Consider the following 14,520-nt stretch of genomic DNA (forward strand, 5'->3'; position numbering starts at 1 on the left):
TTGTTCTCCCTCCCGGGGGCTGTACCTAAAAAACCACCCCCCGGCGGCCCGGGCCGGCCGGGGGCCCGCGGGGGCCGCCCCCCCCCCCCCCGCCGCGCCCCCTCTCCACGTCAGCGGCCGCGCTCGGCGGCGTCGACTGCGGCGTAGATCCGGTCGAACACCGGCTTGAGGCTCTCCAGCTCCCCCGGGTCCAGCGGGTCCAGGACCATCCGGCGCACGGCCTCGACGTGCGCGGGCGCGGAGGCCACCAGCTTGTCGTACCCCTCGGGCGTGAGGATCGCGAGGGTGTAGCGGCCGTCCCCGGGGTCCGGCTCGCGGCGGACGAAGCCCTGGTGCTCCAGGCGCCGCACCACGTGCGACAGCCGGGACAGGGAGGAGCTCGCACGGTCCGCGAGCACGCTCATCCTGATGGTGTGCCGGTCCTGCTCGGAAAGCATCGCGAGGACGTGGTACTCCATCCAGTTCAGGTCCGCGTCGCGCTCCAGCTCGCGTTCCAGGGCCGGCAGGAGCCGGGCCATGACCCGGGCCATCGACATCCACGCGGTCAGCTCACCACCCTGCAACCAGCGCGGCTCCGCCGCGGCGGGCGCGGGCGGTGCCGCTGTGTTCTTCGTCATGTTCCCCAGGCTATCGGACTGCTTGAAGCTTCAATTCGATCTGTTACAGTGCACTTGAAGCTTCAAGTTGAAGCTTCAATCCATACCTCGCACCACACAGATCGGGAATCACGCCTCATGACCAGGATCGGCATCATCCTCGGCAGCACCCGCCCCGGCCGCAACGGCGAGAAGGTCGCCCACTGGGTCGTCGAGCAGGCCGCCAAGCACGCCGGCGACGCCACCTTCGAGCTCGTGGACCTCGCCGACTACCCGCTCCCCCACCTCGACGAGCCGATCCCGCCGGCCATGGGCCAGTACCAGAACGCCCACACCAAGGAGTGGGCCGCCAAGATCGCCGGCTTCGACGGCTTCATCTTCGTCACCCCGGAGTACAACCACTCCACCTCGGGCGTGCTGAAGAACGCCATCGACTACCTGCACGCCGAGTGGAACCACAAGGCGCTGGGCGTCGTGTCCTACGGCTCGGTGGGCGGCGCCCGCGCCGCCGAGCACCTGCGTCTGATCGCCGGTGAGCTGAAGATGGCCGACGTGCGCAGCCAGGTCGCGCTCTCCCTCTTCACCGACTTCGTCAACTTCAGCGAGTTCGCCCCCGGCGAGCACCAGGCCGCGAGCCTGTCGACCCTGATCGACGAGGTCATCGAGTGGAGCAGCGCCCTGGCGCCGCTGCGCGGCTGAGCTCCACGCCGTTCAGGCCCCGCCCCGGCCCGGGGCGGGGAACGGCGGACACCGGGGCCGGGCGGAACGATCCCCGCCCGGCCCCGCCGCCGCTCAGGCGAAACGCACGTCGTGGTCCGCCTCCGGGTCGGAGGCGGCGAGCAGCCGTCCGCCCTCGGCTTCCAGCGCTTCGCGGTCGGCGGCCGCGAGCGGTGCGAACGGCGCGACCGTGACGACAGCGGCGCCGCGCGCCCGGTCGGTGCTCCAGGTGCCGGCCACGAAGCCGTCGACGAGGACGGTGCCGCGGACGATGCCGTTCGCCGTCATCACCCGGCGGACGTCCTCCCGGGCCAGGATCCGCGAGCGGTCGGCGTGCGAGAGCACCAGGTTGTCGAAGTCGGCGACGAAGCGCGCGCCCACCGGCAGGTCCGGGTCGGGCAGCGGGGCGGCGTCCGGGTCGTCGTGGAGCACCCTGCCCTCCTCGTCGCGGTAACGGCGCAGCTCCATCGAGGCGAAGACCTCCCGCAGCCCGGTGAGCCCGGACCACTTCTGCGCATCGGCGACGGATGCGGGGCCGAAGGCCGCCAGGTAGCGGCGCACCAGCGCCCGCGGGTCGGCGGCGGCGACGGGGCGGGGCCCCAGCCAGGAATCGGCCGTGGTGTACGCGGTCCGCCCGGTCACACCCCACACGCCGCGCGGCGGCACCTGCACCAGCGGCAGCCAGTTGCGGAGCGCGTTGACCAGGGAGGCGGGATCGGCGTCCGGCCAGCGCGGGCCGAGCAGGTCGCGCAGCTCGCCCGGGGTGCGCGCCCGCGTCCCGACCAGCGCCCGGCAGGCGGCGACGGCCTCGTCGCGGTCCACGCCGCGCACACCGGCGCCCCAGGGGCCCTGGGCGATCTGCCGGTCCAGCAGCGGCTGCAGCACCGGGCGCAGCCGCAGCGCGTCGTCCGCGGTCACCAGGTGGACCGTGCCGCGCAGCAACGCGATCCGGACGACCCCGCGGTCCAGCAGCAACCGGGACAGGTCGGCGAAGGCGAAGCCGTCGAGCCGGGTCCACAGGGCGGTGTACGCCGCGTGCGGGGCCTGCGACTGAAGGCCCACCAGATGCCCGACCGCTTCCAGGGGGCCCATCCGCGAGCGCGCCAGCAGGAGTTGCCGGTCCAGCAGGGCCCGGTTGAGCGTACGGCGGCCCAGCACGGCCCCCGGTGTCGTCCTGCGCATGCGGACACCGTACGGCCCCGAAGAACTCGGGGGTAACAGTCGCCCCGGCAGCGCCCGGGAGTGTAGACATAGCCCATGGCAGGGCCGAGCGATCACCGCGCCTCGAGGAACCGACCGGAGCGGGGGCTGCGAGCGCTGCTGGCCGGACGCAGCGTGGCCGGGCAGGTCTTCCTGCTGCAGGTCGTGGTCGTCGTCCTGCTGGTCGCCGCCGCCGTCGTCGAACTCGTCGTCCAGGCACGGCACGACAGCGAGCAGGAGGCCCGCAACCGGTCGGTGGCGGTGGCCACGACCTTCGCGAGCTCACCGGGCCTCGTGGCGGCGCTGCAGTCCCCCGACCCGACCGCGGTGCTGCAGCCGAAGGCCGAACAGGCGCGCCGGGGCTCCGGGGTGGACTTCATCGTGGTGACGGACCGGCAGGGGATCCGCTACACGCATCCCAAACCCGACCGCATCGGCAAGAAGTTCGTCGGTGACATCGGGCCGGCACTGCGCGGCCAGCTGGTCACGGAGAACATCGTGGGCACCATCGGCCCGCTGGTGCAGGCGAACGTGCCCGTCCTCGACGACCGGGGCGAGGTCGTCGGCATCGTGTCCTCGGGCATCACCATCGCCAAGGTCAGCGGCGCGGCCAACGAGCAGCTGCCGGTCATGCTGGGCATCGCCGCAGGGGTGCTGGCGCTGGCCACCGCCGGGAGCTGGCTGATCGCCAGACGCCTCACCCGGCAGACCCGGGGCCTCGGCCCGGTCGAGATGACGCGCATGTACGAGCACCACGACGCCGTGTTGCACTCCGTGCGCGAAGGCGTCCTCATCCTCGACGGCGACCGGCGGCTGCTCCTCGCCAACGACGAGGCGCGACGGCTCCTGGACCTGCCCGCCGACGCGGAGGGCCGCCCCGTCACCGGGCTCGGGCTCGACGAGCGGGCCCGCGAACTGCTGGCCTGCGGCCGTGACGCCACCGACGAGGTGCTGCCGGCCGGGGACCGGCTGCTGGTACTCAACAACCGCCACACCGACCGCAACGGCGGCCCGCCGGGCAGCGTGGCGACCCTGCGCGACGCGACCGAACTGCGGGCGCTGTCCGGGCGCGCCGAGACCGCCAGGACCCGGCTGCGCCTGCTGTACGACGCGAGCATGGGCATCGGCACCACCCTGGACATCACCAGGACCGCGGAGGAACTGGCGCAGGTGTCGGTGCCGCGCTTCGCCGACTACGTCACCGTGGACCTCGCGGTACGCGTGCTCCGCGGCGACGAGCCGCAGTCGGGCCCGTCGGTGGAGATGCGCCGGGTGGCGGTGAGCGGGGTCCGCGACGACCACCCCCTGTACCCCGCGGGCCACCCGCTGCTCTTCGTGCCGTCCACTCCGCAGGCCGCCGGCATCGTCAGCGGCCGGGCCGTCCTGGAGCCGCGGCTCGCGGACTCCCCGGGCTGGCAGGCCCAGGACCCGCAACGCAGCGCCGAAGTCGTCGGCTTCGGCATCCACTCGCTGATCTGCGCCCCGCTCAGCGCCCGCGGCGTGCTCCTCGGAATGGTGAACTTCTGGCGCTCGCAGGCCCCGGAGCCGTTCGACGAGGAGGACCTCAAGCTCGCCGAGGAACTCGCCGCACGCGCCGCGGTGTGCGTCGACAACGCCCGCCGCTACACCCGCGAGCACGCCATGGCGGTCACCCTCCAGCACAGCCTGCTGCCCCGGGAGTTGCCGCGGCTGACCGCCCTGGACGCCGCCTACCGGTACCTGCCCGCCCAGGCGGGGGTGGGCGGCGACTGGTTCGACGTCCTGCCGCTGCCCGGGGCGCGGGTCGCCCTGGTGGTCGGCGACGTCGTGGGGCACGGGCTGCACGCCGCCGCCACCATGGGGCGGCTGCGCACCGCGGTGCACAATTTCAGCACGCTGGACCTGCCGCCGGACGAACTCCTGGGGCACCTGGACGAGTTGGTCGGCCGCATCGACCAGAGCGACTCCGCCCCCGCCGGTGACGGCGCCGCCCCCGCGGGCACCACCGTCGCCGGCGCGACCTGCCTGTACGCCGTCTACGACCCGGTGACGGGCACCTGCGCGATGGCCCGCGCCGGGCACCTGCTCCCCGCGGTCGTGCACCCCGACGGGTCCGTCGGGTTCCCCGACGTACCGGCCGGGCCCCCGCTGGGCCTGGGCGGACTGCCCTTCGAGGCGGTGGAGCTGACGCTGCCGGAGGGCAGCAGCCTGGTGCTCTACACCGACGGCCTCGTGGAGGACCGCGACCGCGACATCGACGAGGGCCTGGAACTCCTGCGCCGCTCCCTGTCCGAGCCCGGCCGCGACCCCGAACAGACCTGCCGCGACGTGTTCAAGGCCATGCTGCCCGCCCGTCCCGGCGACGACATCGCCCTGCTCGTCGCCCGCACCCGCGTCCTGTCCCCCGGTCGCGTCGCGGACTGGGACGTGCCCAGCGACCCCGCGGCGGTCTCCGGGGTCCGCGCGGCGGTCCAGCGGCAGCTGGCGGCGTGGGGGCTGGAGGAGTTGTCCTTCACGACGGAACTGCTGCTGAGCGAGCTCATCACCAACGCCATCCGGTACGGGGCCGAGCCCATCAAGGTCCGCCTGATCCTCGACCAGGTTCTGATCTGTGAGGTCTCCGACGCCGGGAGCACCTCCCCGCACCTGCGCTACGCGGCCGCCACGGACGAGGGCGGGCGGGGGCTGTTCCTCGTCTCGCAGTTCGCCGAACGCTGGGGTACGCGCTACACGCCCGAGGGGAAGGTGATCTGGGCGGAGCAGCAGTTGCCCCCCGGGGTGCGGTCGTAGTGCGCGGGTGTTGTTTGTGGTTGCGGTTGCGGTTTTTTTCCCCGCCGCCCTCCCGTTGCCCCGGTGCGGTCCGCGCCCGCGCGGCGTTCTTGTGCAGGCCGGTTGTTCGTGTGCGGGTCGTTTGCGCCTGCGGCGGGCGGTTTCCCGCCCGCCCGCCCGTGGCCCCGGTCGGTCAGTGACCGCCTCGCTGCGTGTTTTGGGGGTCGGTGGCGCGCCGGCGCACTCCCCCAGCCTTCGGCCGGGGGGACCCCCACAGCGCTCGCGGATTTGCCGGGCCGTTGCGTCACCGGCATCACCGCTCGTCTCCCCCAGCCTTCGGCCGGGGGGACCCCCATGGGCACACCCCGCCACACCCCCTTCTGCCGTGTGGGCGCATGACGGCCGGTGGGGGTGAGGAAGCGGTCCGGGGTTGCCGCACATGCCCTACTGACCCCCCACCGGCCGTTGGTCGCTCGCGATACGGAGGGGGTGGGGGAGTTGGGGGCACCCCCGGCCGAAGGCTGGGGGAGGGTGGGCGTTCTGGACGCTGACGTGTATTTGTTGTGCGGCAGAACGGCACCGATCCGGACCGCCCGCCATGCACATAAATATGCGGTACAGAATGCCCACCCCGGAGGCCCCGCCCCCGGCCAACCAAGGAAACCGGGCGCCGACCCGCACCAACCGTCCCCGGGGCAATCGGGAGGGCGGGCGGGGAAAAAACCCAACCGCAACCACAACGCACCCGCGCACAAACAAGCGGCCCGCGCCGCAGGCTCACCCCGGGGACGGGAAAGCGGCACCGTGGATCGGGGCGTTCACGCCCGTGAGGGGGCGGCCCGTGCCGCCGTGTCGGTGGGCGACGAACTCCGCGGCGATGGAAAGCGCCGTCTCCTCCGGCGTACGCGCACCGAGGTCGAGGCCGATCGGGCTGCGCAGCCGCCCCAGTTCGGCCTCACCGAGGCCCGTCCCGCGCAGCCGGGCGAGGCGCTGCTCGTGGGTGCGCCGGGACCCCATCGCGCCGACGTACGCGACGGGCATGCGCAGGGCCCGCTCCAGCAGGGGTACGTCGAACTTGGCGTCATGTGTGAGGACGCAGACGACGGTGCGCCCGTCGACCGGGGTCCGCTCGAGGTACCGGTGCGGCCACTCCACGACGACCTCCTCGGCCTCCGGAAAACGCCGGGCCGTCGCGAAGACCGGGCGCGCGTCGCAGACCGTCACCCGGTAGCCGAGGAACGTGCCGACCCGCACCAGGGCGGCGGCGAAGTCGATCGCCCCGAACACCAGCAGGCGCGGCGGCGGGACGCTGGTCTCGACCAGCAGCGTGAGCGGCTCGCCGCAGCGGCCGCCGTCCGCACCGATGCCGACGGTGGCGGTGCGGCCGGCGTCCAGCATGGCGTGGGCCTCCGCCGCGGCGGTGCGGTCCAGTTGCGGGTCGCCGAGGGTGCCCTCGTACGATCCGCCGGGGCGCACCAGCAGGGCCCGGCCGGGCAGGCCGGCGGGGCCGGCCACGACCCTGGCGAGCGCCGCCGCCTCCCCGCGGGAGGCGGCGGACAGTGCGGCGGCGAACTGCGGCTGGGGCAGGATCCGCTGGACGAAGACGTCGATGACGCCGCCGCAGCTCAGCCCCACGGCGAAGGCATCGTCGTCGGAGTACCCGAAGCGCCGGAGCAGCGGCTCGCCGGTCTCCAGCACTTCCTGGCAGAGCTCGTAGACGGCACCTTCGACGCACCCGCCGGACACGCTGCCGACGGCGGTGCCCTCGGCGTCGACGGCGAGCGCCGCGCCCGGCTGCCGGGGTGCGCTGCCGCCGACCGCGACGACGGTCGCGACGGCGAACGGCCTGCCCTCGGCCGACCAGCGGTCGAGCGCGTCGGCGATGTCCAGCATGGCGGGGACTCCTTCTAGCTGACGCCGAGCAGGCCCTCGAGCGGGTGCAGGGCGAAGTAGACGACGAAGACGGCCGTGAGCACCCACATGAAGACGCCGGGCTCGCGGTACCTGCCCTGGGCCGACTTGATCGCGGTGTAGGCGATGACGCCGGCGCCGACCCCGGCGGTGATGGAGTAGGTGAAGGGCATCAGGGCCACGGTGAGGAAGACGGGGACGGCCACGGAGCGGTCGCCCCAGTCCACGTGCCGCGCGTTGCCCGTCATCATGGCGCCGATCACAACCAGGGCCGCGGCGGCGACCTGGCCGGGGACGATCTGCGCCAGCGGGGTGAGGAACAGCCCGGCGGCGAAGAGCGCCCCGGTGACCACGGAGGACAGGCCGGTGCGGGCGCCCTCGCCGACGCCGGTGGCGGACTCGATGAAGACGGTCTGACCGGAGGCCCCGGCCACCCCGCCGATCGCGCCGCCGGCGCCGTCGATGAACAGCGCCTTGCTCAGGCCCGGCATGCGCCCCTCGGCGTCGGTGAGCTTCGCCTCCGTGCCGACGCCGATGACGGTGGCCATCGCGTCGAAGAAGCCGGCCAGCACGAGCGTGAAGACGATCATGCCGACGCTCAGCGCCCCGATGTGCTCCCAGCCGCCGAACTCGACGTGTCCGAACAGCCCGAAGTCGGGCGCGGAGACGATGTGGCCCGGCAGTTCGGGGACGGTCAGCCCCCACACCTTCGTGTCGGTGCCGCCGGCCGCGTGAACGGTCATGGCGAGGGCGGTGCCGGTGACGATGCCGATGAGGATGGCGCCGGGGACCTCACGCGCCTGCAGCATGAAGATCAGCAGCAGGGTGGCGCAGAAGACCAGCACCGGCCAGCCGGCCAGTTGCCCGCCGGTGCCCAGGGTGAGCGGGCTGCCCTCGCCCCGGCCCACGAATCCGGCGTTGACCAGCCCGATCAGGGCGATGAACATGCCGATGCCGATGGTGATCCCGTGCTTCAGCGGCAGCGGGATCGCGTTCATGATGACCTCCCGCAGACCGGAGACCACCAGCAGCACGATCACCGCGCCGTACAGCACGCACATCCCCATCGCCTGGGGCCAGGTCATGTGCGGGGCGACCTGCGTGGCGAGCACCCCGGAGACGGACAGTCCCGCGGCGAGGGCGAGCGGGACCTTGCCGACGAGGCCCATCAGGAGGGTGGAGACGGCGGCGGCCAGCGCCGTCGCCGTGATCAGGCCGGTCTGGCCGAGCCGGTGGCCGTCGACGTCGGGGCCGGACAGCAGGAGCGGGTTGAGCAGCAGGATGTACGCCATCGCCATGAAGGTCGTCAGGCCTCCGCGGAGCTCGCGGGCGACGGTCGAGCCGCGTTCGGATATGTGGAAGTACCGGTCGAGCCGGGTCCGTCCGGCGGGCCGGCGCGCGGGCGTGCCGGGCTCGTCCGGGGCGGTTCTGTGCATGGCTGACGGGGTCGACTGGGTCATGCGGTGCCACTCCCAAGGTTCACAGGGACACCCGGACGGCTTGCGCCGTGCGGGATTTGGGATGGTCCGCAGCACGACCGGGGGACGGCCCGACAGTGGTGCGGTGGACCGCCCGGCGCCGTACGGCGCCGGGCGGAGCTGCCTCACGTACCGGTCAGGTGCTCCGGTCGTACCGGTACGCGGCCGAGGGCGAGTCCGGTCGCCGCGCGGATGGCGGCGACGACGGCCGGGGTGGAGGACAGGGTCGGGGCCTCGCCGACGCCGCGCAGCCCGTACGGGGCGTGGTCGTCGGCGAGTTCGAGCACGTCGACGGGGATGGGCGGCGTGTCGAGGATGGTGGGGATGAGGTAGTCGGTGAAGGACGGGTTCCGGACCGCGGCCCGGTCGGAGACGAGGATCTCCTCCATGACGGCCAGGCCCAGGCCCTGGGTCGTGCCGCCCTGGATCTGGCCGACGACCGACAGCGGGTTGAGCGCCTTGCCGACGTCCTGGGCGCAGGCGAGTTCGACGACCTTGACCAGGCCGAGTTCGGTGTCGACGTCCACGACGGCGCGGTGCGCGGCGAAGGAGTACTGGACGTGCCCGCGGCCCTGGCCGGTGCGCAGGTCGAAGGGTTCGGTGGGGCGGTGCCGCCACTCCCGCTCGAGGTCGATCGTCTCGTCGCCGAGGACCTCCGCGAGTCCGGCGAGGACCTCGCCCGCGTCGGTGACGACCTTGCCCCCCTCCAGCCGGAGTTCGGCGGTGGCCCAGGCGGGGTGGTGGGTACCGAGCTTCGCCCGGCCGAGCTCCAGGACGCGTTCGCGCACCGCCTCGCAGGTGTGCCGCACCGCGCCGCCGGTGACGTACGTCTGCCGGGAGGCGGAGGTGGAGCCGGCCGAACCGACCTGCGTGTCGGCGGGGTTGATGGTGACCTGGGTGACGCCGAGTTCGGTGCGGGCGATCTGGGCGTGGACGGTGACACCGCCCTGGCCGACCTCGGCCATCGCGGTGTGGACGGTGGCCACCGGCTCGCCGGCGATCACCTCCAGGCGGACGCGGGCGGTGGAGTAGTCGTCGAAGCCTTCGGAGAAGCCGACGTTCTTGATGCCGACGGCGTAGCCGACGCCGCGGACGACGCCCTCGCCGTGGGTGGTGTTGGACAGCCCGCCGGGCAGGGCGCGGACGTCCACGGCGCCGCCGGCGCTCTCCCATTCCCGCTCGGGCGGCATCGGCATCGCCTTGACGCGGCGCAGCAGTTCGGCGACGGGGGCCGGGGAGTCGACGACCTGTCCGGTGGGCATGACGCTGCCCTGGGACATGGCGTTGAGTCGCCGGAACTCGACCGGGTCCATGCCGAGGGCTGCGGCGAGCTTGTCCATCTGCGCCTCGTAGGCGAAGCATGCCTGGACCGCGCCGAACCCGCGCATGGCACCGCAGGGCGGGTTGTTGGTGTAGAGCGCGAGGGCCTCGATGTCGACGTCGTCGATGACGTACGGGCCGGCGCTGAGCGAGGAGGCGTTGCCGACGACGGCCGGGGAGGAGGAGGCGTAGGCGCCGCCGTCCAGCACGATGCGGCACCGCATGTGGGTGATCTTCCCGTCGCGGGTGGCGCCGTGCTCGTAGTGCAGCTTGGCGGGGTGCCGGTGGACGTGCCCGAAGAAGGACTCGAAGCGGTTGTAGACCATCTTGACGGGCTTGCCGGTGCGCAGCGCCAGCAGGCAGGCGTGGATCTGCATCGACAGGTCCTCGCGCCCGCCGAAGGCGCCGCCGACGCCGGAGAGCGTCATGCGCACCTTCTCCTCGGGCAGGCCCAGGACGGGGGCGATCTGGCGGAGGTCGGCGTGCAGCCACTGGGTGGCGATGTAGAGGTCGACGCCGCCGTCCTCCGCGGGGACGGCGAGGCCCGACTCCGGGCCGAGGAAGGCCTGGTCCTGCATGCCGACCTCGTAGTCGCCGGTGACGATCACGTCGGCGCGCCGGGCGGCCGCGTCGGCGTCGCCGCGGACGATCGGCTGGCGGTGCACGACGTTGGGGTGCGGGACGTGGCCGCTGTGGTGGTCGGTGCGGCCCTCGTGGATCAGCGGCGCGTCCGGGCCGGTGGCGGTCGCCTCGTCGACGACCACGGGCAGTTGCCGGTACTCGACCCCGATCTTCGCGGCGGCGCGGCGGGCGGTCTCGGGGTGGTCGGCGGCGACCAGCGCGACCGGTTCGCCGTGGTGGCGGACCCGGCCGTGGGCCAGGACGGGGGTGTCCTGGATCTCCAGGCCGTAGTGCCGCACGTCGGTGGGCAGGTCGTCGTAGGTGAGCACGGCGTACACACCGGGCTGCGCCAGCGCCCGCGAGACGTCGAGGGAGACGATCTCGGCGTGCGCGTGCGGGCTGCGCAGGGTGTGTCCCCACAGCATGTCCTCGTGCCACAGGTCGGATGCGTAGGCGAACTCCCCGGTGGTCTTGAGGACGCCGTCGGGGCGCAGTGTGGACTCGCCGATGCCGCCCCGGGTCTCGGTGCCCTGGGTGGTGGGGGTGGGGGTACGGGTCACGCCCATCGCGGTCAGGCCTCCGTCCCCGTGCGGGCGGCCGCGAGGCGGACCGCGTCGAGGATCTTCTCGTAGCCGGTGCAGCGGCACAGGTTGCCCGAGAGCGCCTCGCGGATGTCGGCGTCGGTGGGCTGGGCGTTTCGCTCCAGCAGTTCGTCGGCGGCGACCAGCAGTCCCGGGGTGCAGAAGCCGCACTGGACTGCTCCGGCGTCGACGAAGGCCTGCTGGACCGGCGACAGTTCGGTGGCCGGGCCGGCGGGACGCGCCTGCCACCGCTGCGCGGCGCCCGGGTCGGTGCCGGGGCCCGCCGCGCCGGTGTCGCGCTCCTTGGCGAAGTCCGCCAGGCCCTCGACGGTCACGACCTCCCGGTCCTGCACCTGGCCCGCGGCGACCAGGCAGGCGCACACCGGGACCCCGTCGAGCCGGACCGTGCAGGAGCCGCACTCGCCCTGCTCGCAGGCGTTCTTGGAGCCGGGCAGGCCCATGCGCTCGCGCAGGACGTACAGCAGGCTCTCGCCCTCCCAGACGTCGTCGGCCTCCTGGCGCCGTCCGTTGACGGTGAAGGTCACGCGCATCGGGTGCTCCTCTCGTTGCCGCGGTACTCGTCCCAGGTCCAGCCGAGGGTGCGGCGGGCCATGACCTTCAGGGCGTGGCGGCGGTAGGCGGCGCTGCCGCGCACGTCGTCGATGGGGCTGGCGCAGCCGGCGACCAGTTCCGCGAACCGGCCCGCCACGGACGGCGGGATGATCCCGCCGCTGTCCCACAGCCCGTCCTCCTCCAGGGCCGCGGTGAGGAACTCCTCGGCGGTGCCGGCGCGGACGGGGGTGGGCGCGGCCGAGCCGATGCCCGTGCGCACCGTGCGGGTGGCCGGGTGCAGGGCCAGGCCGAAGGCGCAGACCGCGATGACCATGGCGTTGCGGGTGCCGACCTTGGAGAACTGCTGGGGGCCGTCGGCCCTGGCGATGTGCACGGCGCGGATCAGCTCGTCCGGGGCGAGGGCGTTGCGCTTGACCCCGGTGTAGAACTCCTCGACCGGGATCAGCCGGGTGCCGCGTACGGACACCGCCTCGACCTCGGCACCGGCGGCGAGCAGCGGCGGGTGCGAGTCCCCGGCCGGGGAGGCGGCGCCGAGGTTGCCGCCGACGCTGCCCCGGTTGCGGATCTGCGGCGAGCCCACGGTGCGGGCGGCAAGCGCGAGGCCGGGCAGTTCGCCGGCCAGGGCCTCGATGACGCGGGTGTACGGGACCGCCGCACCCAGCCGGACGGTCTCCTCCCCCACCTCCCACTCGTACAGGTCGCCGACACGGTTCAGGTCCAGCAGGACATCGGGCCGGCGGTGGTCGAAGTTGATCTCGACCATCACGTCGGTGCCACCCGCGATGGGTACGGCCGTAGGGTGCTCCGCCTTGGCGGCGAGGGCCTCCTCCCAGGTCGCGGGACGCAGGAAGTCCATGAGTGCTCTCTTCTTCGTCGGGGGACGGGATGGCTTTTCATGTCCTGTTCACGCTGTGTGACCCAGTACACGTCGGGGTACGGTGCCTGGTGCAGTCACCGAACACATGAAGCACTTCGCTGGTCGGTACGCTGGCCTTGTAGATTCCTCCGAAAGACGCGGACCTGAAACCTGTCGGCATCGACACGGCAACACCGATGCGACCGAGCGGGCGCCACCCTGGTACCGCCCCGGACAAGGAAGCGTTCGAGACAAGGCGACGACGATGCGGCTGCGCGCACTGCTGGACACCGATGCCCTGGGCCTGCGGCTGCTCGGCGGCGAGGACGAGCTGGACCGCACGGTCCGCGGTGTGATGACCACCGACCTGAAGGACCCCAGCCGCTACCTCTCCGGCGGCGAGCTGGTGCTGACCGGGCTGGCGTGGCGGCGCGAGCCCGAGGACTCGGAGCGCTTCGTGCGGATCCTCACCGCGGCCGGCGTCGCCGGACTCGCGGCGGGCGAGGCCGAACTGGGTTCCGTCCCCGACGACCTGGTGCTGGCCTGCGCCCGGCACCGGCTGCCGCTGTTCGCGGTGGACGAGGACGTCGCCTTCGCCTCCATCACCGAGCACGTCGTACGCCAGGTGTCCACCGAGCGCGCCGGGGACCTGGCCGCCGTGGTGGAGCGGCACCGCCGGCTGATGACGTCCGGCCCCGAGGGCGGTGGCCCCGACGCCGTCCTGGACCTGCTCGGCAGCGACCTGGACCTGAGGGCCTGGGTGCTTTCCACGACCGGCCGCCGGATCGCCGGATCGGACCACCCGCTGCCCGCCGGCGTACGGGCCGAACTCGCCGGCGAGCACCTGGCGGCCGCCCGGACCGGCCGCCCCTCGCCGCACCGCGCCTACACCGCGGGCCGCCACTACTCGCTCTTCCCGATCCGCAGCGGCGACCCGGCCGACGACATCCGCGGCACCCTGCTCTCCGACTGGTTCCTGGCCGTCGACGCCGACGCGGGCGACTGGCCGGCCGAGCGGCTGGACCTGCTGGACGGCGTCACCCAGCTCATCGCCGTCGAGCGCGACCGGCGGGACGCCGCGCGCACCGTACGCCGCCGGCTCGCCGCCGAGGTGATGGACCTCGTGCAGGCCGGCGCGCCGCCGGGGGAGATCGCGGCCCGGCTGCGGGTGGCCGCGCCCGTACTGGTGCCGGGGCTCGGCACCGCGCCGCACTGGCAGGTCGTCGTCGCCCGCGTCGACTGGGCGGGCGGCGGGCCCGCGGCCGGGCCGGTCGCCCAGGCACTGCTGGAGGAGGCCCTGGTCGACCCGGGCGCGGTGGGCCCGGACCCGGCGGACCGCATCGCCGTCGCCCACGCGGGCGAGGAGGCGATGGCCCTCGTCCCGCTGTCGTCGCTGGAGTCCGACGGCTCGGCCCCCGAGCTGTCGGCCCAGGGGCTGCTCGCCGTCCTGCGTGCGCCGCTCACGCGGGGCCTGGACGGCGACGGCCGGCTCACCGTCGGCGTCAGCGCCACCGTCCACTCCGCCGACGGGCTGCGCGGGGCCCTGGAGGAGGCCCGCCACGCCCGCCGCGTCGCCGCCGCCCGCCCGGGCCGGGTCTGTGTCGCCGGCCACGAGGAACTGGCCTCCCACGTCCTGCTGCTGCCGTTCGTCCCCGACGACGTCCGCCGCGCCTTCACCGCCCGGCTGCTGGATCCGCTGCGCGCCTACGACCGGCGGCACCGCGCGGAGCTCATCCCCACGCTCGAGGCCTTCCTCGAGTGCGACGGTTCCTGGACGCGCTGCGCGAACCGGCTGCATCTGCACGTCAACACTCTGCGCTACCGCATCGGCAGGATCGAGCAACTGACGGGCCGCGACCTGTCGCGCCTGGAGGACAAGCTCGACTTCTTCCTGGCCCTGCGGATGAGCTGACGGCGGG

The 14,520-nt window shown here is 73.7% G+C and carries 10 protein-coding genes; 3 read left to right on the forward strand and 7 right to left on the reverse strand.

The genetic code is table 11. The features are described from left to right. Positions 1-110: 110 nt before the first annotated feature. Positions 111-617, reverse strand: coding sequence for a MarR family winged helix-turn-helix transcriptional regulator (locus tag ACFW3D_RS04550; protein ID WP_500501215.1), 507 nt, complete (start codon positions 615-617; stop codon positions 111-113). 117 nt (positions 618-734) lie between these two features. Here ACFW3D_RS04550 and ACFW3D_RS04555 point away from each other — a divergent pair, with 117 nt between their 5' ends. After that, entirely contained in the window at positions 735-1,295 is a 561-nt protein-coding gene (locus ACFW3D_RS04555; protein WP_500321684.1) for an NADPH-dependent FMN reductase, read from the forward strand. A gap of 93 nt (positions 1,296-1,388) precedes the next feature. On the opposite strand, the gene ACFW3D_RS04560 is transcribed toward ACFW3D_RS04555, so the two are convergent. Then, positions 1,389-2,495 carry a winged helix DNA-binding domain-containing protein gene (locus tag ACFW3D_RS04560; protein ID WP_500501217.1) on the reverse strand — a complete coding sequence of 369 codons (1,107 nt, stop codon included), beginning with the start codon at positions 2,493-2,495 and terminating at the stop codon, positions 1,389-1,391. A 75-nt stretch (positions 2,496-2,570) separates the two neighbouring features. Between ACFW3D_RS04560 and ACFW3D_RS04565 the strand changes: the two genes are divergently transcribed. Beyond that, on the forward strand, positions 2,571-5,282 hold the full coding sequence (locus ACFW3D_RS04565; protein WP_500501218.1) for a SpoIIE family protein phosphatase: 2,712 nt from the start codon (positions 2,571-2,573) through the stop codon (positions 5,280-5,282). Between the two features lie 756 nt (positions 5,283-6,038). Here ACFW3D_RS04565 and ACFW3D_RS04570 read toward each other — a convergent pair. From ACFW3D_RS04570 to ACFW3D_RS04590, 5 genes are all read right to left on the reverse strand, one after another. After that, on the reverse strand, positions 6,039-7,154 hold the full coding sequence (locus ACFW3D_RS04570; protein ID WP_500501220.1) for an XdhC family protein: 1,116 nt from the start codon (positions 7,152-7,154) through the stop codon (positions 6,039-6,041). Positions 7,155-7,168: 14 nt separating this feature from the next. After that, a complete protein-coding gene (locus ACFW3D_RS04575; protein ID WP_500501221.1) occupies positions 7,169-8,632 on the reverse strand; it encodes an NCS2 family permease in 1,464 nt (487 codons plus the stop codon). Between the two features lie 143 nt (positions 8,633-8,775). Further along, a complete protein-coding gene (gene pucD / locus ACFW3D_RS04580; protein ID WP_500501223.1) occupies positions 8,776-11,157 on the reverse strand; it encodes a xanthine dehydrogenase subunit D in 2,382 nt (793 codons plus the stop codon). 5 nt (positions 11,158-11,162) lie between these two features. Beyond that, complete coding sequence (locus tag ACFW3D_RS04585; RefSeq protein WP_500501225.1) at positions 11,163-11,723, reverse strand: (2Fe-2S)-binding protein; 561 nt, start codon at positions 11,721-11,723, stop codon at positions 11,163-11,165. Then, the gene (locus ACFW3D_RS04590) at positions 11,714-12,601 is read right to left on the reverse strand and encodes an FAD binding domain-containing protein (protein ID WP_500501227.1); all 888 of its coding nucleotides are present in this window, start codon (positions 12,599-12,601) and stop codon (positions 11,714-11,716) included. Before ACFW3D_RS04590 ends, ACFW3D_RS04585 begins: the two co-directional genes overlap by 10 nt. Positions 12,602-12,866: 265 nt before the next feature. Here ACFW3D_RS04590 and ACFW3D_RS04595 point away from each other — a divergent pair, with 265 nt between their 5' ends. After that, positions 12,867-14,513 (forward strand): PucR family transcriptional regulator, encoded by a 1,647-nt coding sequence (locus ACFW3D_RS04595; protein ID WP_500501229.1) that lies wholly within the window; start codon positions 12,867-12,869, stop codon positions 14,511-14,513. The last annotated feature ends 7 nt before the right edge of the window (positions 14,514-14,520 follow it).

Origin of the sequence: Streptomyces sp. NPDC058864 (assembly GCF_042742985.1) — a bacterium.
Classification (GTDB): Bacteria; Actinomycetota; Actinomycetes; order Streptomycetales; family Streptomycetaceae; genus Actinacidiphila.

What these genes read in the sequence shown, in the direction of transcription:
- ACFW3D_RS04550 (WP_500501215.1), bottom strand. Translation starts at nt 617, where the DNA reads ATGACGAAGAACACAGCGGCACCGCCCGCGCCCGCCGCGGCGGAGCCG.
- ACFW3D_RS04555 (WP_500321684.1), top strand. Translation starts at nt 735, where the DNA reads ATGACCAGGATCGGCATCATCCTCGGCAGCACCCGCCCCGGCCGCAAC.
- ACFW3D_RS04560 (WP_500501217.1), bottom strand. Translation starts at nt 2,495, where the DNA reads ATGCGCAGGACGACACCGGGGGCCGTGCTGGGCCGCCGTACGCTCAAC.
- ACFW3D_RS04565 (WP_500501218.1), top strand. Translation starts at nt 2,571, where the DNA reads ATGGCAGGGCCGAGCGATCACCGCGCCTCGAGGAACCGACCGGAGCGG.
- ACFW3D_RS04570 (WP_500501220.1), bottom strand. Translation starts at nt 7,154, where the DNA reads ATGCTGGACATCGCCGACGCGCTCGACCGCTGGTCGGCCGAGGGCAGG.
- ACFW3D_RS04575 (WP_500501221.1), bottom strand. Translation starts at nt 8,632, where the DNA reads ATGACCCAGTCGACCCCGTCAGCCATGCACAGAACCGCCCCGGACGAG.
- pucD (WP_500501223.1), bottom strand. Translation starts at nt 11,157, where the DNA reads ATGGGCGTGACCCGTACCCCCACCCCCACCACCCAGGGCACCGAGACC.
- ACFW3D_RS04585 (WP_500501225.1), bottom strand. Translation starts at nt 11,723, where the DNA reads ATGCGCGTGACCTTCACCGTCAACGGACGGCGCCAGGAGGCCGACGAC.
- ACFW3D_RS04590 (WP_500501227.1), bottom strand. Translation starts at nt 12,601, where the DNA reads ATGGACTTCCTGCGTCCCGCGACCTGGGAGGAGGCCCTCGCCGCCAAG.
- ACFW3D_RS04595 (WP_500501229.1), top strand. Translation starts at nt 12,867, where the DNA reads ATGCGGCTGCGCGCACTGCTGGACACCGATGCCCTGGGCCTGCGGCTG.